The 25193-nt window shown below is 49.3% G+C and carries 18 protein-coding genes and 1 tRNA gene; 11 read left to right on the top strand and 8 right to left on the bottom strand.

Annotated features, from left to right (window positions below; genetic code table 11):
- Positions 1 to 301 precede the first annotated feature (301 nt).
- The 3 genes from kduD to HBM92_RS05025 all read right to left on the bottom strand — a co-directional run bounded on the left by kduD (position 302) and on the right by HBM92_RS05025 (position 3397).
- Positions 302 to 1063: a 2-dehydro-3-deoxy-D-gluconate 5-dehydrogenase KduD gene (gene kduD / locus HBM92_RS05035; protein ID WP_000602503.1), complete on the bottom strand. Its 762-nt coding sequence runs from the start codon at positions 1061 to 1063 to the stop codon at positions 302 to 304.
- A gap of 29 nt (positions 1064 to 1092) precedes the next feature.
- Positions 1093 to 1929, bottom strand: coding sequence for a 5-dehydro-4-deoxy-D-glucuronate isomerase (kduI, locus tag HBM92_RS05030; RefSeq protein ID WP_000383248.1), 837 nt, complete (start codon positions 1927 to 1929; stop codon positions 1093 to 1095).
- 286 nt (positions 1930 to 2215) lie between these two features.
- The gene (locus HBM92_RS05025; protein ID WP_000656011.1) at positions 2216 to 3397 is read right to left on the bottom strand and encodes an acetyl-CoA C-acetyltransferase; all 1182 of its coding nucleotides are present in this window, start codon (positions 3395 to 3397) and stop codon (positions 2216 to 2218) included.
- A gap of 254 nt (positions 3398 to 3651) precedes the next feature.
- On the opposite strand from HBM92_RS05025, the gene HBM92_RS05020 reads away from it, so the two are divergent.
- Entirely contained in the window at positions 3652 to 4881 is a 1230-nt protein-coding gene (locus HBM92_RS05020) for an amino acid permease (protein ID WP_000065950.1), read from the top strand.
- A 316-nt stretch (positions 4882 to 5197) separates the two neighbouring features.
- On the opposite strand, the gene HBM92_RS05015 is transcribed toward HBM92_RS05020, so the two are convergent.
- Positions 5198 to 5271: transfer RNA gene (locus HBM92_RS05015), tRNA-Gly, on the bottom strand.
- 78 nt (positions 5272 to 5349) lie between these two features.
- Positions 5350 to 6105, bottom strand: coding sequence for an amidase activator ActS (gene actS, locus HBM92_RS05010; protein ID WP_001272558.1), 756 nt, complete (start codon positions 6103 to 6105; stop codon positions 5350 to 5352).
- Positions 6106 to 6518: 413 nt separating this feature from the next.
- Between actS and xdhA the strand changes: the two genes are divergently transcribed.
- Genes xdhA through xdhC form a run of 3 tightly spaced genes read left to right on the top strand, consistent with a single transcriptional unit; the run spans position 6519 to position 10181 of the window.
- Entirely contained in the window at positions 6519 to 8816 is a 2298-nt protein-coding gene (xdhA, locus tag HBM92_RS05005; RefSeq protein WP_000388086.1) for a xanthine dehydrogenase molybdenum-binding subunit XdhA, read from the top strand.
- Between the two features lie 10 nt (positions 8817 to 8826).
- The gene (gene xdhB / locus HBM92_RS05000; RefSeq protein WP_000459216.1) at positions 8827 to 9705 is read left to right on the top strand and encodes a xanthine dehydrogenase FAD-binding subunit XdhB; all 879 of its coding nucleotides are present in this window, start codon (positions 8827 to 8829) and stop codon (positions 9703 to 9705) included.
- Positions 9702 to 10181: a xanthine dehydrogenase iron sulfur-binding subunit XdhC gene (gene xdhC, locus HBM92_RS04995; protein ID WP_001016597.1), complete on the top strand. Its 480-nt coding sequence runs from the start codon at positions 9702 to 9704 to the stop codon at positions 10179 to 10181. The genes xdhB and xdhC overlap by 4 nt, the downstream gene beginning before the upstream one ends.
- Before the next feature lie 39 nt (positions 10182 to 10220).
- Here the strand turns inward: xdhC and HBM92_RS04990 are convergent, their stop codons facing one another.
- On the bottom strand, positions 10221 to 11999 hold the full coding sequence (locus HBM92_RS04990) for a sigma-54 interaction domain-containing protein (protein WP_000417824.1): 1779 nt from the start codon (positions 11997 to 11999) through the stop codon (positions 10221 to 10223).
- Between the two features lie 478 nt (positions 12000 to 12477).
- Here HBM92_RS04990 and ygeW point away from each other — a divergent pair, with 478 nt between their 5' ends.
- Genes ygeW through arcC form a run of 5 tightly spaced genes read left to right on the top strand, consistent with a single transcriptional unit; the run spans position 12478 to position 18607 of the window.
- The gene (gene ygeW / locus HBM92_RS04985; protein ID WP_000859787.1) at positions 12478 to 13665 is read left to right on the top strand and encodes a knotted carbamoyltransferase YgeW; all 1188 of its coding nucleotides are present in this window, start codon (positions 12478 to 12480) and stop codon (positions 13663 to 13665) included.
- A 57-nt stretch (positions 13666 to 13722) separates the two neighbouring features.
- Positions 13723 to 14919, top strand: a complete 1197-nt coding sequence (gene dpaL, locus HBM92_RS04980) for a diaminopropionate ammonia-lyase (protein ID WP_000110493.1) — start codon at positions 13723 to 13725, stop codon at positions 14917 to 14919.
- Positions 14920 to 14976: 57 nt separating this feature from the next.
- Positions 14977 to 16188 carry a YgeY family selenium metabolism-linked hydrolase gene (locus tag HBM92_RS04975; protein WP_001107125.1) on the top strand — a complete coding sequence of 404 codons (1212 nt, stop codon included), beginning with the start codon at positions 14977 to 14979 and terminating at the stop codon, positions 16186 to 16188.
- A 53-nt stretch (positions 16189 to 16241) separates the two neighbouring features.
- Entirely contained in the window at positions 16242 to 17627 is a 1386-nt protein-coding gene (hyuA, locus tag HBM92_RS04970) for a D-phenylhydantoinase (protein WP_001264434.1), read from the top strand.
- A gap of 47 nt (positions 17628 to 17674) precedes the next feature.
- Positions 17675 to 18607, top strand: a complete 933-nt coding sequence (arcC, locus tag HBM92_RS04965) for a carbamate kinase (RefSeq protein ID WP_000037984.1) — start codon at positions 17675 to 17677, stop codon at positions 18605 to 18607.
- Between the two features lie 40 nt (positions 18608 to 18647).
- On the opposite strand, the gene yqeB is transcribed toward arcC, so the two are convergent.
- Together yqeB and yqeC are read right to left on the bottom strand one after the other, a co-directional pair.
- Positions 18648 to 20273 carry a selenium-dependent molybdenum cofactor biosynthesis protein YqeB gene (yqeB, locus tag HBM92_RS04960; protein ID WP_001020385.1) on the bottom strand — a complete coding sequence of 542 codons (1626 nt, stop codon included), beginning with the start codon at positions 20271 to 20273 and terminating at the stop codon, positions 18648 to 18650.
- 47 nt (positions 20274 to 20320) lie between these two features.
- The gene (gene yqeC / locus HBM92_RS04955; protein WP_000835686.1) at positions 20321 to 21091 is read right to left on the bottom strand and encodes a selenium cofactor biosynthesis protein YqeC; all 771 of its coding nucleotides are present in this window, start codon (positions 21089 to 21091) and stop codon (positions 20321 to 20323) included.
- 103 nt (positions 21092 to 21194) lie between these two features.
- Between yqeC and mocA the strand changes: the two genes are divergently transcribed.
- Together mocA and ygfK are read left to right on the top strand one after the other, a co-directional pair.
- Positions 21195 to 21773 carry a molybdenum cofactor cytidylyltransferase gene (gene mocA, locus HBM92_RS04950; protein ID WP_001272860.1) on the top strand — a complete coding sequence of 193 codons (579 nt, stop codon included), beginning with the start codon at positions 21195 to 21197 and terminating at the stop codon, positions 21771 to 21773.
- A gap of 321 nt (positions 21774 to 22094) precedes the next feature.
- Complete coding sequence (ygfK, locus tag HBM92_RS04945) at positions 22095 to 25193, top strand: putative selenate reductase subunit YgfK (protein WP_000502378.1); 3099 nt, start codon at positions 22095 to 22097, stop codon at positions 25191 to 25193.

The following is a 25193-nucleotide window of genomic DNA, read 5'->3' as shown; positions in this document are numbered from 1 at the left end:
CAGAGAGTAAGACATAGTGAAAAAATACGTGAACAACTCACACAGGTGTCAGGTCGGAAATAGCATAAATATGGATTAAATTGCTGCGACATGTCGTTATGTGATGGATATTCCAATTTTCAAATTAAGTTGAATTATTGAGATTATTATTAACCACATAATTTTAAAGCAGATAAAATTCATAAAGTTCATTAATTGATAATTGATATGGATTATTTCATAACCATGATATGGATTATGATGATCTACAGATATAAAAAACCCTGCCATGCGGCAGGGTCATAAAAGTAAGAGGAATGAATTAACGCGCCAGCCAACCGCCATCCACAGCAATGGTATAACCATTTACATAATCTGAAGCGCTGGAGGCAAGAAACACTACCGGCCCCATCAGGTCACTCGGCAGTCCCCAACGGCCAGCCGGAATGCGGTCGAGAATTTCCGCGCTACGTTGTTCATCTGCCCGCAGTTGTTGGGTATTGTTGGTCGCCATGTAACCCGGAGCTATCGCATTAACATTAATGTTGTGTTTAGCCCATTCGTTCGCCATCAATCGCGTCACACCCATCACGCCGCTTTTTGATGCGGTATAAGAAGGCACACGGATCCCGCCCTGGAAGGAGAGCATTGACGCGATATTGATAATCTTGCCGCCATTGCCTTGCGCGATAAAGTGTTTCGCCGCTGCCTGAGACATGAAGAATACGCTCTTGATATTCAGGTTCATGACATCGTCCCAGTCTGTTTCGCTGAACTCGAGAGCGTCTTCGCGGCGAATCAATCCGGCGTTATTCACCAGGATATCAATATGACCAAACTCCGCTACCGCGCGATCCAGCAGTCCAGGAATGCCATCAATCTTTCGCAGATCGGCGGTCAGGCTTAAAAAACGACGCCCCTGCGCCGTGACCTGCTTGATGGTTTCAGTCGGTTCAACGATGTTAATGCCAACAATGTCACAGCCCGCTTGCGCCAGCCCCAACGCCATCCCCTGGCCCAGCCCAGTATCACAACCAGTGACGACCGCAACTTTACCTTCGAGAGAAAATGCATTTAAAATCATAACAATACCTTATTCGTTTATGCCCACAACTAGCGCAAATCTTTAACGGCCACATGGTCCATATCATCAAAAACCTGGTTTTCACCGACCATGCCCCAGATAAAGGTATAAGCTTTGGTTCCGACGCCGGAATGGATCGACCAGCTCGGGGAGATCACCGCCTGCTCGTTATGCATCACAATGTGACGCGTTTCTTGCGGTTGCCCCATCATGTGGAAAACGCAGGCGTCATCATCCATATTGAAATAGAAATAAACTTCCATCCGGCGCTCGTGGGTGTGACACGGCATGGTGTTCCACAAGTTACCTGGAGCCAGCTCCGTCAGCCCCATACTCAATTGGCAGGTTTCCAGCACATCCGGGACAAAATATTTGTTAATCGTGCGACGGTTACTGGTGAGGTTATCGCCTAACGTGACTGGAGATACTTCGTCCGGTGTGACTTTTTTGGTGGGATACGTCGTATGCGCGGGTGCGCAATTGTAATAAAACTTCGCCGGAGTGGCGGTATCAATACTGGCAAAGACAACTTCTTTTGCACCTTTACCAACATACAGGGCGTCGCGGTGACCGATTTCATAGCATTGACCATCGACAGTAATCGTACCGGCACCGCCAATATTGATAACACCTAACTCGCGACGTTCAAGGAAATAGCTTACGCCGAGTTGTTTACCAACTTCCCCGCCAACGGAAACCGTTTTAGTTACCGGCATAATGCCGCCAACAATAATACGGTCAATGTGGCTGTAAACCATGGTGTACTCATCGGCGACAAATACCTTTTCAACCAAAAATTCATTGCGCAGCCCCTGGGTATCCAGCGTTTTTGCGTGCGCACTGTGGATGCTCTGTCTTACGTCCACATCAACCTCCGATAATCAGTGAAGCGTGAAAATAGAAAACAATAATAAAACACTGTTTCGTTTTCTCTATGAGGGGATGATATGCCCATGGGATAGGGTTTTCAATTAAAAATAAAACAATGTTTCATTTTCAAGTTAAGGATTAAAAAAAGTGCAGTGTCGATCACGAATATGTCATGAGAATGGAAAAATCAGGGAGCCCTGAAAAGGTATGTCGACTCACCAGCCATCATTATTCAACAGATTAATGACGGCAGATATTTATCGGTAAGGAGGAAATGCAGAGCTACTCGTCACGTTCAATGGTCAATGCCACACCCTGGCCCCCGCCGATACAAAGCGTTGCCAGTCCTTTGCGGGCATTACGTTTCACCATTTCATGAACAAGAGAAACCAGGATTCGGCAACCGGAAGCGCCTATCGGATGACCGAGTGCGATCGCACCACCATTGACATTGACCCGACGCTCATCCCATTCAAGCATCTTGCCAACCGAAAGCGCCTGTGCAGCAAACGCTTCATTAGCCTCGATAAGATCGACATCAGCCAACTGCCAGCCAACACGCTCCAGGCAACGACGGGTCGCATACACCGGCGCAATTCCCATCAATGCCGGATCCACACCAACGCTGGCAAATGCGCGGATGCGGGCCAGCACGGGTAAATTCAACGCTCGTGCTTTGGCTTCGCTCATCATCATTACTGCAGCTGCCCCATCGTTTATGGATGATGCATTACCCGCTGTCACAGAACCGAGACTATCAAATGAAGGATTTAAACGGGCTAAGGCTTCTGCGCTGGTGTCAGTGCGTGGCTGTTCATCGGTATCAACAACCAACGTCTGTCCGTTACTTTGGGTTATTACCGGGACGATCTCATCTTTAAATCGTCCGGCGTCAATCGCCGCTCGCGCTTTTTGTTGCGAGCTAAGTGCGTAAGCATCCTGCAACTGACGGCTGATGCCATATTCGCGAGCCAGATTTTCGGCGGTGACACCAATATGATAATCATTGAAGGCATCCCACAACCCATCATGCACAAGACTATCAACCAACTGGCTATTGCCAAGCTGTGCGCCGGTGCGGCTATCAGTCAGAACATGTGGTGCGCGGCTCATGTTTTCCTGGCCACCGGCGATGACAATATCAGCCTCGCCACACTGTATCGCCTGAGTAGCCAGATGCAGTGCTTTAAGCCCGGAACCACAAACGTCATTAATAGTGATTGCAGAAACGCTATTAGGAAGACCACCTTTAATAGCCGATTGTCTTGCCGGATTCTGCCCTGCCCCTGCAGTCAACACCTGACCAAGAATCACTTCATCCACCGCATATGCAGGAACGCCGGTACGTTCTATTAACGCTTTGACGACCAGGCTGCCAAGTTCCACGGCGGAATGACCCGCTAACGCACCACGAAAGCAGCCGATAGGTGTCCGTAACGCCCCGACAATCACAACGTCTTTCATCACAACCTCGCACCAATTAACAGTGCAATAGTAAATGATTGTTAATTACAGTTATCTTAATTGTTTAAAAAAAGTGACTATTATCACAAAGGAAATACGCCTGAGTAGTAGTCAGAGACATAACTGGCACGTAAGGTTTGCAACCACTAACTCACCAATAGAGAGGTAGATAGGGCGTTAATCTCCCATACTTAACCTGGTTTATGGTAAATTGCCCTCCATTTTGTTTAATTTGTAGATGATACGTTCAGATAATGTCTAATATTTGGTCAAAAGAAGAAACTCTGTGGAGTTTCGCGCTCTACGGCACAGCCGTTGGTGCAGGCACGCTCTTCCTTCCTATTCAGTTAGGTTCGGCGGGGGCTGTGGTCCTGTTTATTACTGCTCTGGTCGCCTGGCCTTTAACATATTGGCCACATAAAGCCTTATGCCAGTTCATCCTCTCATCGAAAACATCAGCAGGTGAAGGGATAACGGGCGCGGTAACACACTACTATGGCAAGAAGATTGGTAATCTGATTACCACGCTGTACTTCATCGCCTTTTTTGTCGTCGTGTTGATATATGCAGTGGCAATTACCAACTCACTTACGGAACAGCTGGCAAAGCATATGGTTATTGATCTTCGCATCCGTATGTTGGTGAGTCTGGGGGTTGTATTAATCCTGAATCTCATTTTTCTGATGGGACGCCATGCAACCATTCGGGTAATGGGATTTTTGGTATTCCCATTGATTGCCTATTTCTTATTTCTTTCTATTTACCTGGTCGGTAGTTGGCAACCTGATCTATTAACAACCCAGGTAGAGTTCAATCAGAATACCCTTCACCAGATATGGATATCGATTCCCGTGATGGTTTTCGCTTTTAGCCATACGCCCATTATTTCTACGTTTGCCATAGACAGACGTGAAAAATATGGCGAACATGCTATGGATAAATGCAAAAAAATTATGAAAGTCGCTTATCTCATCATCTGCATAAGTGTATTGTTCTTTGTCTTTAGCTGCCTGCTTTCTATTCCACCTTCGTATATTGAAGCGGCTAAAGAAGAAGGGGTTACCATTTTATCGGCGCTTTCTATGCTGCCGAACGCCCCAGCATGGTTGTCAATTTCCGGGATTATTGTCGCAGTAGTTGCGATGTCGAAATCATTCCTGGGTACGTACTTTGGCGTTATTGAAGGTGCCACAGAGGTCGTCAAAACAACATTACAGCAGGTTGGTGTAAAGAAAAGTCGTGCATTTAACCGCGCACTATCAATTATGTTGGTATCGCTGATTACCTTCATTGTTTGTTGCATTAACCCGAACGCGATTTCGATGATTTACGCGATCAGCGGCCCGCTCATTGCCATGATACTTTTCATCATGCCTACGCTGTCAACGTATCTCATCCCGGCGCTTAAACCCTGGCGTTCCATCGGAAATCTGATTACCCTGATCGTGGGTATCCTGTGCGTATCGGTAATGTTCTTTAGCTAATATCCGTTGTGGATGGTTCAAAATTGCTTCAATTTTGAACCATCCCAGTTTTCATAATGTTCATTTGTTATTATTCCGCTCTATCACTTCTCTCGTAATATTATATAATTATCAGCCAGTTAAACACACAAAGAGTTCTGAACATCTTAAATAAGACTATTTAAGATACATGACGATTGCATTGCGTAAACGCTTTTTATTTACAAAAAAATGGGGAAGTATTACGGCGATTGCGAAAAGTCTGAAGCGCTTGAATTAAGATAATATAGAAAATCAGATACAACAAAAATGGCAGGCAGATGATGTGAAGATAAATTGGAGCGGGCGAAGGGAATCGAACCCTCGTATAGAGCTTGGGAAGCTCTCGTTCTACCATTGAACTACGCCCGCTTCGAGATGCGTAAGGCATTATAAACCTTACGCTCTCCTTAGCAAGTATCACGCTGCTGACTGCTGATTAATTCGCCATCAGCATTTTGGCTTGCTGCCCTGAGGCGGCAAGTAACGTAGCGGATCAATTGCCGTTGCACGGTAACGAATCTGGAAATGCAAGCGAACAGATGCCGCATCAGTGCTCCCCATGGTAGCGATTTTTTGCCCAGCCTTCACGCTTTGCCCATTATTTACCAGCATCGTGTCATTATGAGCGTAAGCCGTAATGTAATCTTCACTGTGTTTAATCATGATGAGATTACCGTAGCCACGCAGCTGGTTGCCCACATACACCACCTTTCCTGCACCCGCGGCGTAAATAGGTGTACCCCGTGGAGCTGAGATATCAATCCCTTTATTGCCGCCATCTGCTGTCGAATACGGCATGATAACTTTCCCTGTCGTTGGCCATAACCAACAACGTTGCCCTACTGGCGGCCAGGAAGATTTCGGTACCGCTGATGACGGTGTAACCGATGCGGTTTTGGTCGTTGATTTGGCGGTTGATTTACGTGTACTACTGCTACTTTTCGCCCCACCCAGTTTTAGTTTCTGACCTACTTCAATGGTGTAAGGGGGGGAAATGCCGTTCAGTCGCGCCAGTTCTTTTACGCTGGTTCCCGTGGTGCGCGAAATACGATATAGCGTATCCCCCCGTTTCACGGTGTAAACGGAGCCGGAATACGTTCCTGTATCGGATGATTTGCTACCCGAACAGCCCGCCAAAAGCAGTCCAACCGATAACAACATCACGATACCCAGAGATTTTTTATTCAGGCGTCCCGCACTCAAAATCTTTCCTCGCTTAAAAAACAAGACGCCATATCATAGCAGCCAGCCTCTTGATACCCAATCTCTTGCTTCTGGAAAAACGATGTAATAGAGAAAGAGGTTAATTTCATTTGGCAAAGGGAAGTATCATCAGCAAAATATTTGCTGTAGTGGTATCGAAGTTCCTGACTTTTACCCTATTTCCCACCTTGATGCGTAATAATCCTAATTTATCACATTGATTTTATCGCCACTCATATTGATACGTATCACTGTCCCTATTCAGAGTCCTGTTTCGTATCATATCTGTGTTTTTTTAACGTCATCACACTTCCTTCCTCCCCTCACGCATATAGTCGTTTCTGGCGTAATTCTTGCCTGCTAAGACTAAATCTTTGCCATAAGAACCAAATGTTCAAACCGAGGGGATTTCTATGGAAGCGCGGGAAGCAACCGCTACGGGTGAATCATGCATGCGCGTCGATGCCATTGCTAAGGTCACCGGGCGGGCACGATATACTGACGATTATATTATGGCGGGCATGTGTTACGCGAAATATGTACGTAGCCCTATCGCACATGGTTATGCTGTAAATATTAATGATGAACAAGCCAGGAGTTTGCCGGGCGTCCTGGCGATTTTTACCTGGGAAGATGTGCCAGAAATCCCATTCGCCACGGCAGGGCATGCCTGGACACTTGACGAAAACAAGCGCGATACCGCCGATCGTGCCCTGCTAACGCGTCATGTTCGTCATCATGGTGACGCCGTTGCCATCGTCGTGGCCCGCGATGAACTCACGGCAGAAAAAGCGGCGCAATTGGTCAGCATTGAGTGGCAAGAATTACCCGTTATCACCTCGCCAGAAGCGGCGCTGGCAGAAGACGCTGCACCAATCCATAACGGTGGCAATTTACTGAAACAAAGCACGATGTCGACGGGTAATGTCCAACAAACAATCGATGCCGCCGACTACCAGGTACAGGGGCACTATCAGACTCCCGTTATTCAACATTGTCATATGGAAAGCGTGACATCGCTGGCATGGATGGAGGATGACTCGCGAATTACCATCGTTTCCAGCACCCAGATCCCGCACATTGTTCGCCGCGTGGTTGGTCAGGCGCTGGATATTCCCTGGTCATGCGTACGAGTCATCAAACCGTTTATCGGTGGCGGTTTTGGTAATAAACAGGATGTACTGGAAGAGCCAATGGCGGCATTCCTGACCAGCAAACTTGGCGGCATTCCGGTGAAAGTTTCCCTTAGCCGTGAAGAGTGTTTCCTCGCAACCCGTACCCGCCACGCTTTTACTATTGACGGGCAAATGGGCGTGAACCGCGACGGAACATTGAAAGGTTATAGTCTGGATGTTCTGTCTAACACCGGCGCTTATGCATCTCACGGGCACTCCATTGCTTCTGCTGGGGGGAATAAAGTCGCTTACCTTTATCCTCGTTGTGCCTACGCTTACAGTTCAAAGACCTGCTATACCAACCTCCCCTCGGCTGGTGCGATGCGTGGTTATGGCGCGCCACAAGTCGTATTTGCCGTTGAGTCTATGCTTGATGATGCCGCGACAGCGTTAGGTATTGATCCTGTTGAAATTCGTTTACGCAACGCCGCCCGCGAAGGAGATGCTAATCCGCTCACGGGAAAACGTATTTACAGCGCAGGGTTGCCGGAGTGTCTTGAAAAAGGCCGGAAAATCTTTGAATGGGAAAAACGCCGTGCAGAGTGCCAGAACCAGCAAGGCAATTTACGTCGTGGCGTTGGCGTCGCCTGTTTTAGCTACACCTCTAACACCTGGCCTGTCGGCGTAGAAATAGCAGGCGCGCGCCTGTTGATGAATCAGGATGGAACCATCAACGTGCAAAGCGGCGCGACGGAAATCGGCCAGGGTGCCGACACCGTGTTCTCGCAAATGGTGGCAGAAACCGTGGGAGTTCCGGTCAGCGATGTTCACGTTATTTCAACCCAAGATACCGACGTTACACCATTCGACCCCGGCGCATTTGCCTCACGTCAGAGCTATGTTGCCGCGCCTGCGCTGCGCAGTGCAGCACTGTTATTAAAAGAGAAAATCATCGCTCACGCCGCAGTCATGCTACATCAGTCAGCGATGAATCTGACCCTGATAAAAGGCCATATCGTGCTGATTGAAAGACCGGAAGAACCGTTAATGTCGTTAAAAGATTTGGCGATGGACGCTTTCTACCACCCTGAACGCGGCGGGCAGCTCTCTGCCGAAAGCTCCATCAAAACCACCACTAACCCACCGGCGTTTGGCTGTACCTTTGTTGATCTGACGGTCGATATTGCACTGTGCAAAGTCACCATCAACCGCATCCTCAACGTTCATGATTCGGGCCATATTCTTAATCCGCTGCTGGCAGAAGGTCAGGTACACGGCGGAATGGGAATGGGCATTGGCTGGGCGCTATTTGAAGAGATGATCATCGATGCGAAAAGCGGCGTGGTCCGTAACCCCAATCTGCTGGATTACAAAATGCCGACCATGCCGGATCTGCCACAACTGGAAAGCGCGTTCGTCGAAATCAATGAGCCGCAATCAGCATACGGACATAAGTCACTGGGTGAGCCCCCCATAATTCCTGTAGCCGCTGCTATTCGTAACGCGGTGAAGATGGCTACCGGTGTTGCAATCAATACACTGCCGCTAACGCCAAAACGATTATATGAAGAATTCCATCTGGCAGGATTGATTTGAGGATAACATCATGTTTGATTTTGCTTCTTACCATCGCGCAACCACCCTTGCCGATGCCATCACCCTGCTGGCTGACAATCCGCAGGCCAAATTGCTTGCCGGTGGCACTGACGTACTGATACAGCTTCACCATCACAATGACCGCTATCGCCATATTGTTGATATCCACAATCTGGCAGAGCTTCAGGGAATAACACAGGCGGAAGATGGCGCGCTGCGAATCGGCTCTGCGACAACATTTACTCAGCTCATTGAAGATCCCGTAATCCAACGCAATCTCCCGGCGTTATGTGCTGCGGCTGCATCAATCGCCGGGCCGCAGATCCGTAATGTCGCCACCTACGGCGGAAATATTTGCAACGGTGCCACCAGCGCAGATTCTGCCACGCCAACGCTAATTTATGACGCGAAACTGGAGCTCCACTCCCCACGCGGTGTTCGTTTCGTCCCGATTAATGGCTTTCACACCGGGCCGGGCAAAGTGTCTCTTGAGCATGACGAAATCCTTGTCGCCTTTCATTTTCCGCCACAGCCGAAAGAACACGCGGGCAGCGCGCATTTTAAATATGCCATGCGCGACGCAATGGATATTTCAACAATTGGCTGCGCCGCACATTGCCGACTGGATAACGGCAATTTCAGCGAATTACGCCTGGCATTTGGTGTTGCCGCGCCAACGCCGATTCGCTGCCAACATGCCGAACAGACTGCACAAAATGCGCCATTAAACCTGCAAACGCTGGAAGCCATCAGCGAATCAGTCCTGCAAGATGTCGCCCCGCGTTCTTCATGGCGGGCCAGTAAAGAGTTTCGTCTGCATCTCATCCAGACGATGACCAAAAAAGTGATTAGCGAAGCCGTCGCCGCGGCGGGGGGAAAATTGCAATGAATCACAGCGAAACAATTACCATCGAATGCACCATTAACGGGATGCCTTTTCAGCTTCACGCCGCGCCAGGAATGCCGCTTTCGGAACTACTCCGAGAACAAGGGCTTCTTAGTGTCAAACAAGGTTGCTGCGTAGGCGAATGCGGTGCCTGTACGGTGCTGGTCGACGGCACTGCGATAGACAGTTGCTTATTCCTTGCGACCTGGGCTGAAGGAAAAGAGATCCGCACGCTGGAAGGTGAAGCGAAAGGCGGTAAACTTTCTCATGTCCAACTGGCTTATGCGAAATCTGGTGCAGTGCAATGCGGGTTTTGTACGCCGGGCCTGATTATGGCTACCACGGCGATGCTGGCAAAACCACGCGAAAAACCATTAACCATTACGGAAATTCGTCGTGGACTGGCGGGAAATCTTTGTCGCTGCACGGGGTATCAGATGATTGTAAATACAGTTCTGGATTGCGAGAAAACGAAGTAAAAGGATATCCGGCCTGAATTCAGGCCGGATTCTCAGAGGTTATGTGTTTAACAACTCATATTTCTTAATCTTGCGATAGAGCGTAGCAATGCCGATGCCCAGTTCATCAGCAACTTCCTTCTTGCTGTTATGACGTGAAAGCGCCTCGCGGATCATTTGCTTTTCCATCTCCTCCAGCGCCGTGCCGCCCGCATCATCGAGTGACAGGTGCGCCTCACTGACCTCTGTTACATCACTTTGCTCCGTTGTGCCATTATTCAGCAGATTTGGCGGCAATAGCGTGCTGTCGATAACTTCACCTGAAGGAACAACGTTAACCAGATATTCCATCAAATTGCTTAACTCGCGCAGGTTTCCGGGCCAACGATGCTTACGCAATATTTCGACGACATCAGGAGCAATGCCAGGATAAACCGATCCCAGACGACGGGTATGCAGATGTAAAAAGTAATGCACCAGTAATTCAATATCTTCCTGACGTTCACGCAGCGGTGGAAGAGTTATCGGGATAACATTAAGTCGGTAGAAGAGATCTTCGCGGAATTTACCTTCGGCAATGAACTGGGCCAAATTCTGATTAGTTGCAGAAATGATGCGGATGTCGACTTGTATTGGGCTACTGGCACCAATCGGCAGAATTTCACGCGCCTCAATAGCGCGCAGTAATTTAGCCTGCAACATTAATGGCATATCACCAATTTCATCGAGAAACAGCGTGCCCGTATTCGCCGCCTGAATCAACCCTGTTTTACCGTTGGCAGAAGCGCCAGTAAATGCGCCTTTAACATAACCGAACAGTTCGCTCTCCAGAAGCTGTTCCGGAATCGCGGCACAGTTGATAGCAATAAAGGGTTTATTCCGTCTTCCGCTCAACTTATGGATTGCACGGGCGACGACTTCTTTACCCGTGCCGCTTTCACCAACCACCATAACGCTGGATGGGCTGGGTGCAATACGGCTAATGAGTCGTTTTAATTGCCGCATAACACGGCACTCGCCAACCAATTGTTCAATATGCGGTTCATCAGATGCATTTGCTACAGAAAAACTGGTATGCGATTGGTGAAACGCCATTAAAAATAGTTGTCGGCCCTGGATGTTATGCAACTGACCAATGATTAATTCACTTTTATCATCCCACGAAACAATATGTTGCATATGACCATGGGTAAAATTACTCTCAAATGTTAATGGTCTGAAACGAACAGGTTTTCCAATAATATTATTTTGTACAACACCGAGTGTTTTTAAAGCTGTCTGATTAACAAACTGAACCCGATTATCAGCATCAACCACTAACACGCCCTGATCCATATTATCGATCATGGTCGCGAATATTTTACTGATGTTATCTCCTGGTCCCTGATCCTCCAGAAGTTTAGAAACAAAAATGGTGGATATATGGCGAACGTAATCGGAAAATTCGCGTAAATTATCACTGATATGTTCTTGTTGCTCGTGGGTAACGGCAATCAAACTTATCACCCCAACACAACGTTCCTGTAAAATGACAGGCGTACCCAGAAATGCTTTTTCGCGGCAATTTTCTTTACTATCGCAACCTTCACAAAGGGGATCGAAGCGAGACTGTGTCACAACTTTTTCAGTTTTCGTTTCCAGGACGTGGCGGAGCAGGCGTGAGTTGCCGCTCAACTGGCGGCCAAGAAACTTCCCATACGCGCCCGTTCCGGCGACGCGACACAAGTTTTCATCAACGATCTCAACCTCAAGCTGCAAAACGCTGGCAAGCATTCTGGCAAAACGCTGAATTGTCGGTTGAATTTGCATCAATACTGACTGCGTAGTCGCAAGCTCCATAGCTTTACCTTCCAGACTTACTTAAAAGTCGATCATTGAAGACGTTGATGGTTCACAGATCATGATGATATTAACTCAGGCGAAATTGGCTTTGATAAAAACATAAGATTTTTATCACTTTCTAATAAAATTATGGAAGAGATATCACATTTCTATATCAATATGAGAATTACAGCGGCAAGTTTATCAAACTGAAGAGAGATAGCCTGCCTCTTTATCTTATTTCTGATACTTAGCAGCAAATAAATAACGTGATAAAAAAAGCCAAACGTTTTCGTATTTTAAAAACAACCGGAAACTGGCATCAATATGTGATCAACCCCACACATTATCCGTCAAATTAGCCTTTCGCAGCCGCGTGGATAATTCTGGCACACTTATTGTTAGTCCCAGGTATAGCTGTGAAAACACCAATCACTTTGGCACGTCACAGTGAAATAAACCACTTTGCCTGTCATTCCACTATCGGGACTTTATGATGAAAACTGTTAATGAGCTGATTAAGGATATCAATTCGCTGACCTCTCACCTGCATGAAAAAGATTTTTTGTTAACGTGGGAACAGACGCCAGACGAACTGAAACAAGTACTGGACGTTGCCGCCGCGTTAAAAGCACTGCGTGCTGAAAACATCTCAACCAAAGTCTTTAATAGTGGATTAGGTATTTCCGTCTTCCGCGACAACTCCACCCGTACCCGCTTCTCTTATGCTTCCGCGCTTAACCTGCTCGGCCTTGCACAACAAGATCTTGACGAAGGTAAATCACAAATCGCTCACGGCGAAACCGTGCGTGAAACCGCCAATATGATCTCCTTCTGCGCTGACGCTATCGGTATTCGCGACGATATGTATCTGGGCGCAGGCAACGCCTATATGCGTGAAGTTGGCGCTGCACTTGATGACGGTTACAAGCAGGGTGTGCTGCCGCAGCGTCCGGCTTTAGTGAACCTGCAATGCGATATTGACCACCCGACTCAATCAATGGCTGATCTGGCATGGTTACGTGAACACTTTGGTTCGCTGGAAAACCTGAAAGGCAAAAAAATCGCCATGACCTGGGCCTACTCTCCAAGCTATGGCAAACCGCTCTCTGTACCACAAGGCATCATAGGTCTGATGACCCGCTTCGGTATGGATGTCACCCTGGCCCATCCGGAAGGATACGACCTGATCCCGGATGTCGTTGAGGTTGCTAAAAACAATGCTAAAGCCTCCGGTGGTAGCTTCCGTCAGGTCACCAGCATGGAAGAAGCCTTCAAAGACGCAGACATCGTTTATCCGAAGTCATGGGCACCTTACAAAGTGATGGAAGAGCGTACTGAATTGCTGCGTGCGAACGATCACGAAGGCTTAAAAGCACTGGAAAAACAGTGTCTGGCACAGAACGCGCAACACAAAGACTGGCATTGTACTGAAGAGATGATGGAACTGACCCGTGATGGCGAAGCCCTGTACATGCACTGCCTGCCAGCTGATATCAGCGGCGTATCCTGCAAAGAAGGTGAAGTGACTGAAGGCGTATTCGAAAAATACCGTATCGCTACCTACAAAGAAGCCAGCTGGAAGCCTTATATCATCGCCGCGATGATCCTGTCCCGTAAATACGCCAAACCAGGTGCACTGCTCGAGCAACTGCTGAAAGAAGCGCAAGAACGCGTGAAATAACCCCTCGGGCCGATCAGCTGGTCGGCCCTCTATTTCCAGAGGCCAAAAGGATAGGATATGTCCGTTTTCTCATTGAAGATTGATATCGCCGATAACAAATTTTTCAACGGCGAAACATCACCGCTTTTTTCGCAAAGCCAGGCAAAACTGGCACGCCAGTTCCACCAGAAAATTGCTGGTTATCGCCCAACACCGCTTTGTGCGCTGGACGATCTCGCAAACCTGTTTGGTGTAAAGAAAATTCTCGTCAAAGACGAATCAAAACGATTCGGTCTGAACGCCTTCAAAATGCTCGGCGGTGCGTACGCCATCGCTCAATTATTGTGTGAAAAATATCATCTTGATATCGAAACGCTGTCATTTGAGCACCTGAAAAATGCCATCGGCGAAAAAATGACTTTCGCGACTACCACCGACGGCAACCACGGGCGCGGTGTGGCATGGGCAGCACAGCAACTCGGACAGAATGCGGTGATTTACATGCCGAAAGGTTCTGCTCAGGAACGCGTTGACGCCATTCTAAACCTCGGTGCCGAGTGCATCGTCACGGATATGAACTATGACGATACCGTTCGCCTGACCATGCAACACGCGCAGCAGCACGGCTGGGAAGTGGTACAGGACACGGCATGGGAAGGCTACACCAAAATCCCAACCTGGATCATGCAAGGCTACGCAACACTGGCGGATGAAGCCGTCGAGCAAATGCGTGAAATGGGCGTCACCCCGACACACGTTCTGCTACAAGCCGGTGTCGGTGCAATGGCCGGTGGTGTGCTGGGTTATCTGGTCGACGTCTATAGCCCGCAAAATCTGCACAGCATTATTGTTGAACCTGACAAAGCTGACTGTATTTATCGCTCCGGCGTCAAAGGCGACATCGTCAACGTTGGCGGTGATATGGCCACCATCATGGCGGGCCTGGCCTGCGGCGAACCTAACCCACTGGGCTGGGAAATCCTACGTAACTGCGCCACCCAATTCATCTCCTGCCAGGACAGCGTTGCCGCATTAGGTATGCGCGTGCTGGGTAATCCGTATGGCAACGACCCGCGCATCATCTCCGGTGAATCCGGCGCTGTCGGTTTGGGCGTTCTCGCAGCGGTTCATTATCACCCGCAACGTCAAAGCCTGATGGAAAAACTGGCGCTGAACAAAGATGCCGTGGTGCTGGTTATCAGCACTGAAGGCGACACCGACGTGAAGCACTACCGCGAAGTTGTCTGGGAAGGCAAACACGCTGTAGCACCTTAATCACCCTATTGGAACTGCTCCCTGCAAAACGGGGAGTAAAAAATCTGGAGAAAAATAATGGCTAAGAATATTCCATTCAAACTGATTCTTGAAAAAGCAAAAGATTACCAGGCAGACATGACTCGCTTCCTGCGCGATATGGTTGCTATTCCCAGTGAAAGCTGCGACGAGAAACGCGTAGTACATCGTATTAAAGAAGAGATGGAAAAAGTCGGCTTCGATAAAGTTGAAATCGACCCAATGGGCAACGTTCTCGGTTATATCGGCCACGGCCCGCGTCTGGTGGCAATGGACGCTCATATCGATACAGTCGGCATTGGCAACATCAAAAACTGGGACTTCGATCCGTATGAAGGCATGGAAACCGACGAGCTGATCGGTGGTCGTGGTACTTCCGACCAGGAAGGCGGCATGGCGTCTATGGTATATGCCGGAAAAATCATTAAAGATCTCGGTCTGGAAGATGAATATACCCTGCTGGTCACCGGTACTGTGCAGGAAGAAGACTGCGACGGTCTGTGCTGGCAATACATTATTGAACAATCCGGCATTCGCCCGGAATTTGTGGTCAGTACCGAACCAACCGACTGCCAGGTATACCGTGGTCAACGCGGTCGTATGGAAATTCGCATTGATGTTCAGGGTGTTAGCTGCCACGGTTCGGCACCAGAACGTGGTGATAACGCCATTTTCAAAATGGGTCCAATTCTTGGCGAATTACAGGAACTGTCTCAACGTCTGGGCTATGACGAATTCCTCGGCAAAGGTACGCTGACTGTTTCTGAAATCTTCTTCACCTCCCCAAGTCGTTGCGCTGTAGCAGACAGCTGCGCAGTTTCAATCGACCGTCGTCTGACCTGGGGCGAAACCTGGGAAGGCGCGCTGGACGAGATCCGCGCTCTACCTGCAGTACAGAAAGCTAACGCGGTTGTTTCTATGTACAACTACGACCGCCCGTCCTGGACTGGCCTGGTTTACCCAACCGAATGCTACTTCCCGACCTGGAAAGTGGAAGAAGATCACTTCACCGTTAAAGCACTGGTGAATGCTTATGAAGGGCTGTTTGGTAAAGCGCCTGTCGTTGATAAGTGGACCTTCTCAACTAACGGCGTATCCATCATGGGTCGCCACGGCATTCCGGTCATCGGTTTTGGCCCTGGTAAAGAACCTGAAGCGCACGCGCCAAACGAAAAAACCTGGAAATCTCACCTGGTAACTTGTGCCGCTATGTACGCTGCAATCCCATTAAGCTGGCTGGCAACCGAATAATTACTCTTCACTTATTCCCCCTCCGGTTTACCGGAGGGTTTTTGGAGTTTGCTATGCGCGTATTGATAAAAAACGGCATTGTTGTTAATGCAGATGGACAGGCGAAGCAGGATTTGCTGATTGAAAGCGGGATTGTTCGCCAGTTGGGTACCGATATTTCGCCGCAACTCCCTTGCGAAGAAATTGATGCCTCTGGCTGTTACGTTTTCCCTGGCGGCGTGGATGTCCATACGCATTTCAATATTGATGTCGGCATCGCGCGCAGTTGTGATGATTTTTTTACCGGTACCCGCGCTGCTGCGTGTGGCGGTACAACAACCATTATTGACCATATGGGATTTGGCCCAAATGGCTGCCGGTTACGCCATCAACTGGAAGTTTATCGCGGTTATGCCGCCCACAAAGCAGTCATCGACTACAGCTTTCACGGTGTCATTCAACATATTAATCACGCTATCCTCGACGAAATTCCGATGATGGTTGAGGAAGGACTGAGCAGTTTTAAACTCTATTTAACCTATCAATATAAACTCAACGATGATGAAGTGTTGCAGGCATTACGCCGCTTGCATGAGTCCGGCGCGCTGACCACCGTACACCCGGAAAATGACGCAGCTATCGCCAGCAAGCGGGCGGAGTTTATCGCCGCAGGGTTAACCGCGCCGCGTTATCATGCCTTGAGTCGACCTCTGGAATGCGAAGCGGAAGCCATCGCCCGCATGATTAACCTGGCACAAATTGCCGGTAACGCCCCGCTCTATATCGTGCACCTGTCTAACGGCTTAGGTCTGGATTATCTGCGTCTTGCCCGTGCGAATCACCAGCCAGTCTGGGTTGAAACCTGCCCACAATATCTCCTGTTGGACGAACGCAGTTACGATACAGAAGATGGCATGAAGTTCATTCTTAGCCCACCGCTGCGTAACGTACGCGAGCAGGACAAACTGTGGTGTGGCATCAGCGATGGTGCGATTGACGTGGTGGCAACCGATCACTGCACCTTCTCGATGGCTCAACGCCTGCAAATTTCTAAAGGCGATTTCAGCCGCTGCCCAAATGGCTTACCCGGTGTGGAGAACCGCATGCAACTGCTGTTCTCCAGTGGCGTGATGACGGGACGTATCTCACCGGAGCGTTTTGTTGAGTTAACCAGTGCAATGCCCGCCAGGTTGTTTGGCCTGTGGCCGCAAAAAGGATTATTAGCGCCCGGTTCCGATGGCGACGTGGTGATTATAGACCCACGTCAGAGCCAACAAATTCAGCATCGCCATCTCCACGACAACGCTGACTACTCGCCATGGGAGGGGTTTACCTGTCAGGGCGCGATTGTCAGAACCTTATCCCGTGGTGAAACGATTTTCTGCGACGGCACCTTTACAGGCAAAGCCGGGCGAGGTCGTTTCCTGCGACGCAAACCGTTTGTCCCTCCCGTGCTCTAACCACTGCCAGGGATCTATACACAATCAAGAATGATGAGTGAGGAAAAATGAGTAAGAAAATTGTTCTCGCCCTGGGCGGGAATGCGCTGGGCGATGACCTGGCTGGGCAAATGAAAGCGGTAAAAATTACTTCTCAGGCAATTGTTGATTTAATTGCCCAGGGACATGAGGTCATCGTCACTCATGGCAACGGGCCACAGGTGGGCATGATTAACCAGGCCTTTGAAGCTGCAGCAAAAACTGAAGCGCACTCGCCAATGCTGCCGATGTCTGTCTGTGTTGCCTTAAGCCAGGGTTATATTGGTTACGATCTACAAAACGCCTTAAGAGAAGAACTGCTTTCTCGTGGCATTAATAAACCTGTAGCAACGCTGGTTACCCAGGTCGAAGTCGATGCTAACGATCCGGCATTCCTCAACCCGACCAAGCCGATCGGTTCGTTCTTTACCGAGCAAGAAGCAGAGCTACTGACAAAACAGGGTTACACTCTGAAAGAAGATGCGGGTCGCGGCTATCGTCGTGTCGTTGCTTCGCCAAAACCGGTTGATATCATTGAAAAAGAAACGGTTAAAGCTCTGGTAGATGCCGGACAGGTGGTGATCACCGTTGGCGGTGGTGGTATCCCTGTTATTCGTGAAGGTAACCATCTGCGTGGTGCCAGCGCGGTTATCGATAAAGACTGGGCCAGCGCCCGTTTAGCAGAAATGATCGATGCCGATATGCTGATCATTCTGACTGCGGTAGAAAAAGTGGCCATTAACTTCGGAAAAGAGAATGAACAGTGGCTCGATCGCCTGTCGTTAAGTGATGCTGAACGCTTTATCGAAGAAGGTCATTTTGCGAAAGGTTCTATGCTGCCTAAAGTGGAAGCTGCCGCCTCGTTTGCTCGCTCTCGCGCAGGTCGTGAAGCACTGATTACCGTATTGAGCAAAGCGAAAGAAGGGATTGAAGGCAAAACCGGAACGGTGATTTGTCAGTAATTTAAAGGCCGGATGGGTAATACCATCCGGCCATTTTCATTTAAGCCACTTCCAGCACTTCTTTTGTCGCTTTAACGCCCTGATGCATCAACATCATTAACGCCTCAAGTACGCCGCCGCCAATCGCCCGGGCTTTATCAGAAACGCTGGTGAAATCAGCCGTTTCACCACGAGGATCGATATCACCAATTTTAAAACCACCGACCACGGCCAGTCCGTCGTTCAACAAGCCACGCACCATCCCCGTCAACGGTGCTTTAATTTCATGCTCACCAATCCAGGCAATGACATCGCCCTCTTTCACCAGATCGCCTAATTTCACGTTGGATCGCATAATGCCTGCAACAGGAGCACGGATCACTCGTCGGGTGGTATGCCCCATAATATTGCCGGGAACACCGGTATTCTCCTGCGCACAACCTGAGTAAATCACCTGACCGAGCCAGTGCCCGCGATTTGTTTCAATTACCGCATGACAATCCTTCCCTGCAGTAAAGCCCGGCCCAAGCGCGATTGTTACTGGTGCCATATCTGCCCGCGTTCCCAAATTCTGTTTCGCCAGAATAGCGTCCACCACGCAAAGCGGTTTCAGTTCATCAAGCAATGAACAGGTGGGATCTACCATCACAGGGATAAATCCGCGTTCGGTAAGTTTCATCGCTTCCGCAGAGCTGGTTGCCAGGCGGGCGGTGACGCCTTCGACCGTCATTTCGCCATCGAACACGGCCTGGGCAAACGCCACGGTACAACGAATCACTGTCGGTTTTTCCACTTCCAACATGATCACTTTAAAACCCGCATGATACAGACGTAGCGCTACACCACTGGCGATATCCCCCGCACCGCGAATCACCACCAGCTGGTGTCCGGAAGGATGAGAAGGCTTCATCATCAACCCACCCGGCGCGTTATTTTTCACCTGTAATATTTCTGCCAGCACGCTAATGGCGATCTCCTGCGGCGTTTCCGCACCTATGTTGTAACCAACGGGCGCATGTAAACGGGCAATATGTTCTTCAGCCACGCCTTTCTCACGCAATTGGCGCAGGAAAAGCTGAACCTTGCGGCGACTTGCCAGCAACCCCAGCCATGCAATGGGTTGTTCAATGAGTTTGTCGAGGGCTTCACGATCCTGATTATTCGTGGCAATCAGGACAAAATTATCAGGGCGAATATCCAGTGCTTCCACTGCCGCACCAAACGACTCAGCATGGAGAAGCGTGGTTGATGGTGGGAATAGTTCAGGATTGAGGCTTTCGCGATAAATATCAGCAACGGCGATATCAAATCCTAATAGCGCCGCACTCTGGGCTATCGCCCGGTTGACATGCCCCGCACCAATCAACACCAGACGTGGACGCATACCATGGACGCTGATAAATACTGACATTGCACCTCCACAATCTGACCCGACAGCATCCGCACCGTTACGAGCCATACGTCCATGGAATAATCGCGGCTTACGTTCCTGCAATGCCTGAAGCGACTCTTCAATCACCTTCCGTTCAACCATTCCGCCACCAATTGTACCGACGATAGAACCATCGGCGCGCACTAACATTTGTGCAGAATGGCGGGGGGTTGAGCCTCGGCTATCAACAATTTGCGCCATCGCAAACGGACAATTTTGCTCTTCGAGTTTTGCAGCCTCTGTGAAAATATTCATACCAACCTCAATGGATATCCTTTCAGTAACCCGGAATACCCGGGCCGCTAATTCACAAATCTGCGCGCGATTGCAGGATGTTCTTGTATATCGCCCAGCCAGATTGCCTCTACGTTGTGTTGTTGCAGCGGTTGAAGGAGCTCGCTTTGCGCAATCGCATTCTCACATTGAGAAAAACGGTTAATGAACCAGACTCGCCGACAACCTTGCGGTACGTTTTTAAACGCCCCCTGAGGGTGGCGAACCAGCGCAACGAGATCGCTCAGTTGCAAGGGTGCATCAGGTGTTAACCCAGTAATATCAGCAAACTGCGACCAGCGATGGACATTTTCTGTGCTCACTTTCGCACCCAAAATATGTCCTCCCATCACAGCAATCACGCAGCAACTGCTTTTAGGTATGCAAGGTTCGTGCTCATCAGGCGCTTTTAACGGCATTCCACGCGAGCCATCTGCCTCAATGAGAATTACGTCACACTCTGGTCGTTGTACCAGTGCATCAATCGCTTCTGGCGTAAATCCCTGCACTTTTCCCTGGTTCGCTTTCCAGCAGTGAAAACAAAATGAAATGGGGGATATAAAAGACGCATGAGGAAGCATGGCGGGATCACGACAGAAAACCACGGGCCAGTGAGATGTTGGCATAAACATATGTGTCGTCGTAGTGATTAATACACGCCTGCCACTCGCCTGGAACAGTTCTGCCAGCCAAAAAAGCAAGCTGGTTTTCCCCCCAGCACCAACAATAGAAATCACAGTGGGACGTTTCTGCGCGCCTAAATCAATGAATAATGCCGATGGGTCAATTATACTTTTCACGCGTCTTTATGGACCTCTCTGGGATAAATTACCCTCAACGTAATCCATCAGGAAGTAACGCAATTATCAGGCGTTATTAGCTCCTGTAAATAATGGAATCACTATGTCAGCCATCGACTGTATAATTACCGCCGCAGGATTATCATCAAGAATGGGGCAATGGAAAATGATGTTACCCTGGCAACAGGGAACAATTCTTGATACAAGTATCAAAAATGCGTTGCAGTTTTGTAGCCGAATTATTTTAGTCACCGGCTATCGTGGTAATGAACTGCACGAACGTTATGCGAACCAGAGCAATATCACTATTATCCACAACCCAGATTATGCGCAGGGTTTACTGACATCAGTAAAGGCCGCAGTACCCGCGGTGCAAACAGAACATTGTTTTCTCACCCACGGAGATATGCCAACCCTCACCATCGATATTTTTAGAAAAATCTGGTCGTTACGAAATGATGGCGCAATACTGCCACTCCATAATGGCATCCCCGGCCATCCGATTTTAGTGTCAAAACCATGCCTGATGCAGGCAATCCAGCGACCCAATGTCACCAATATGCGTCAGGCACTCCTTATGGGAGAACATTATTCCGTCGAAATAGAAAATGCAGAAATAATTTTAGATATTGATACTCCGGACGACTTTATTACAGCGAAGAAAAGGTATACTGAAATTTAGAAAACGTAGCTAAACGATTGCGTTCAAATATCTAATCCCTCCAGCACTCTTTATCATAATGATAAGGAATCACTGATTTTGAGAAAAGAGAAAAAGTGATAAATGGGCTGGCAATAATAATTTTCAGGAGTGATTTTAATTCTCATTTGGCACCTGTGAGTTCATTCACAAAAAGCCATTAAGTTTCGAGCCGCCTCACATTTTTTTATATTTCCCGCCAAACCTGGCAAGAGTGGTGCGATTGTTGCTCTATCCCCCTAAACCACCGGATTTCTCAACACCGGTCACTCAATGATATCTGTATAAGCTAAGGAGAGGGTTATGGGGGATATTATGCGTCCCATTCCGTTTGAGGAACTTTTGACGCGCATATTTGATGAATACCAACAACAACGCTCAATCTTTGGTATTCCCGAGCAACAGTTTTACTCACCCGTAAAAGGTAAAACTGTTAGCGTCTTCGGTGAAACCTGTGCCACTCCCGTCGGCCCTGCCGCTGGCCCGCACACGCAACTTGCGCAAAACATCGTCACCTCCTGGCTGACTGGCGGACGCTTCATCGAACTAAAAACCGTCCAAATTCTTGACCGCCTGGAGCTGGAAAAGCCCTGTATCGATGCCGAAGACGAGTGCTTTAACACCGAATGGTCTACCGAATTTACCCTGCTTAAAGCCTGGGATGAATACCTCAAAGCCTGGTTTGCCCTGCACCTTCTCGAAGCGATGTTCCAGCCTTCTGATTCCGGTAAATCGTTCATCTTTAATATGAGCGTCGGTTACAACCTCGAAGGTATTAAGCAACCGCCGATGCAGCAGTTCATCGACAATATGATGGACGCATCTGACCATCCGAAATTCGCTCAATACCGCGATGCACTTAATAAGCTACTCCAGAATGAGGCATTTTTAGCCCGCCACGGATTGCAGGAAAAACGCGAAAGCTTGCAAGCCTTACCCGCTCGCATCCCCACCAGCATGGTACAAGGGGTTACCCTCTCCACCATGCACGGCTGTCCTCCGCATGAAATCGAAGCCATTTGCCGCTACATGCTGGAAGAAAAAGGGCTCAACACCTTTGTGAAACTCAACCCGACCTTACTGGGGTACGCGCGTGTTCGTGAGATCCTCGATGTCTGCGGTTTCGGTTACATCGGCTTAAAAGAAGAGTCATTTGATCACGACCTCAAGCTGACGCAAGCGCTGGAAATGCTGGAACGCCTGATGGCACTGGCAAAAGAAAAATCACTCGGCTTTGGCGTAAAACTGACTAACACTCTCGGCACCATTAATAACAAAGGCGCACTGCCTGGTGAAGAGATGTATATGTCAGGCCGTGCGCTGTTCCCGCTCTCCATCAACGTTGCAGCAGTTCTCTCTCGCGCCTTTGACGGCAAACTGCCCATTTCTTATTCCGGTGGTGCCAGTCAGCTGACTATCCGCGATATTTTTGATACTGGTATTCGCCCTATTACTATGGCAACCGACCTGCTGAAACCTGGCGGCTATCTGCGCTTAAGTGCCTGCATGCGCGAGCTGGAAGGCTCCGACGCCTGGGGACTTGACCATGTTGACGTCGAACGACTGAACAGACTGGCAGCAGACGCGTTAACCATGGAATACACCCAGAAACACTGGAAGCCAGAAGAGCGTATTGAAGTGGCTGAAGACCTGCCGCTGACCGATTGCTACGTTGCCCCCTGTGTTACTGCCTGCGCTATCAAGCAAGATATTCCGGAATACATCCGTCTGCTTGGCGAACACCGCTATGCCGACGCGCTGGAACTCATCTATCAACGCAACGCCCTGCCCGCCATTACCGGTCATATTTGCGATCACCAGTGCCAATACAACTGTACCCGCCTGGATTACGACAGTGCGCTGAATATCCGCGAACTGAAAAAAGTCGCGCTGGAAAAAGGTTGGGAGGAATATAAGCAACGCTGGCACAAACCAGCCGGTTCTGGTTCACGCCATCCGGTTGCCGTGATTGGTGCAGGTCCGGCGGGTCTGGCCGCAGGTTACTTCCTTGCCAGAGCGGGCCATCCGGTTACGCTGTTTGAACGCGAAGCCAATGCGGGCGGCGTGGTGAAAAATATCATTCCTCAGTTCCGTATTCCTGCAGAGTTAATTCAGCACGATATCGATTTTGTTGCCGATCACGGCGTGAAATTTGAGTACGGTTGCTCACCCGATTTGACCGTTGAACAGTTAAAAAATCAGGGCTTCCACTATGTTCTGATTGCCACCGGTACCGATAAAAATAGCGGTGTGAAACTGGCGGGCGACAACCAAAATGTCTGGAAATCACTCCCCTTCCTGCGTGAATACAACAAGGGCACCACACTCAAGCTGGGCAAACATGTGGTCGTTGTCGGGGCGGGTAACACCGCAATGGACTGCGCTCGTGCGGCGTTACGCGTTCCAGGCGTAGAAAAAGCAACGGTCGTTTACCGTCGTTCACTGCAAGAGATGCCAGCATGGCGCGAAGAGTATGAAGAAGCGTTGCACGACGGCGTGGAGTTCCGTTTCCTGAATAATCCGGAACGTTTCGATGCTGATGGCACCTTAACCTTGCGCGTTATGTCGCTTGGCGAACCTGATGAGAAAGGTCGTCGCCGTCCGGTTGAAACCAACGAAACAGTAACACTGCATGTAGACAGCCTGATCACCGCCATTGGTGAACAGCAGGATACTGAAGCCCTGAATGCGATGGGCGTGCCGCTGGACAAAAACGGCTGGCCAGACGTCGACCATAATGGCGAAACGCGTCTGAGTGACGTCTTTATGATCGGCGACGTACAGCGCGGACCATCCTCCATTGTCGCTGCTGTCGGAACCGCGCGTCGGGCGACCGATGCCATCCTGAGTCGGGAAAATATCCGTTCCCACCAGAACGATAAATACTGGAATAACGTCAATCCGGCGGAAATCTATCAACGTAAAGGCGATATCTCTGTCACTCTGGTGAACAGTGACGATCGTGATGCGTTTGTCGCGCAGGAAGCCGCTCGCTGCCTTGAATGTAACTACGTTTGCAGCAAGTGTGTGGATGTCTGCCCGAACCGCGCCAACGTATCCATTACGGTCCCAGGCTTCCAGAACCGTTTCCAGACGCTGCACCTCGACGCTTACTGTAACGAATGTGGCAACTGCGCCCAATTCTGCCCGTGGAACGGTAAACCGTACAAAGACAAAATCACCGTCTTCAGCCTGTCGCAAGACTTTGATAACAGCAGCAACCCAGGCTTCCTTGTGGAAGATTGCCGGGTACGCGTACGTCTGAATAACCAAAGCTGGGTGTTAAACATCGACAGCGAAGGTCAGTTCAACAACGTACCACCGGAGCTGAACGATATGTGCCGTATCATCAGCCATGTCCACCAGCATCATCATTATCTGCTGGGCCGCGTGGAGGTGTAA

This window comes from Escherichia sp. E.sYA108 (genome assembly GCF_011754335.1).
GTDB lineage: Bacteria > Pseudomonadota > Gammaproteobacteria > Enterobacterales > Enterobacteriaceae > Escherichia > Escherichia coli.
Note: the sequence above shows the minus strand (reverse complement) of the source record. Positions and strands in the feature narration are given on the sequence as shown.

Excerpts from the sequence above, each read along its gene's own strand:
- dpaL (WP_000110493.1), top strand. The coding sequence starts at position 13,723 with ATGTCCGTTTTCTCATTGAAGATTGATATCGCCGATAACAAATTTTTC.
- HBM92_RS04975 (WP_001107125.1), top strand. The coding sequence starts at position 14,977 with ATGGCTAAGAATATTCCATTCAAACTGATTCTTGAAAAAGCAAAAGAT.
- kduD (WP_000602503.1), bottom strand. The coding sequence starts at position 1,063 with ATGATTTTAAATGCATTTTCTCTCGAAGGTAAAGTTGCGGTCGTCACT.
- arcC (WP_000037984.1), top strand. The coding sequence starts at position 17,675 with ATGAGTAAGAAAATTGTTCTCGCCCTGGGCGGGAATGCGCTGGGCGAT.
- ygeW (WP_000859787.1), top strand. The coding sequence starts at position 12,478 with ATGAAAACTGTTAATGAGCTGATTAAGGATATCAATTCGCTGACCTCT.
- yqeB (WP_001020385.1), bottom strand. The coding sequence starts at position 20,273 with ATGAATATTTTCACAGAGGCTGCAAAACTCGAAGAGCAAAATTGTCCG.
- HBM92_RS05025 (WP_000656011.1), bottom strand. The coding sequence starts at position 3,397 with ATGAAAGACGTTGTGATTGTCGGGGCGTTACGGACACCTATCGGCTGC.
- xdhA (WP_000388086.1), top strand. The coding sequence starts at position 6,519 with ATGGAAGCGCGGGAAGCAACCGCTACGGGTGAATCATGCATGCGCGTC.
- ygfK (WP_000502378.1), top strand. The coding sequence starts at position 22,095 with ATGGGGGATATTATGCGTCCCATTCCGTTTGAGGAACTTTTGACGCGC.
- HBM92_RS04990 (WP_000417824.1), bottom strand. The coding sequence starts at position 11,999 with ATGGAGCTTGCGACTACGCAGTCAGTATTGATGCAAATTCAACCGACA.
- xdhC (WP_001016597.1), top strand. The coding sequence starts at position 9,702 with ATGAATCACAGCGAAACAATTACCATCGAATGCACCATTAACGGGATG.
- xdhB (WP_000459216.1), top strand. The coding sequence starts at position 8,827 with ATGTTTGATTTTGCTTCTTACCATCGCGCAACCACCCTTGCCGATGCC.
- hyuA (WP_001264434.1), top strand. The coding sequence starts at position 16,242 with ATGCGCGTATTGATAAAAAACGGCATTGTTGTTAATGCAGATGGACAG.
- mocA (WP_001272860.1), top strand. The coding sequence starts at position 21,195 with ATGTCAGCCATCGACTGTATAATTACCGCCGCAGGATTATCATCAAGA.
- HBM92_RS05020 (WP_000065950.1), top strand. The coding sequence starts at position 3,652 with ATGTCTAATATTTGGTCAAAAGAAGAAACTCTGTGGAGTTTCGCGCTC.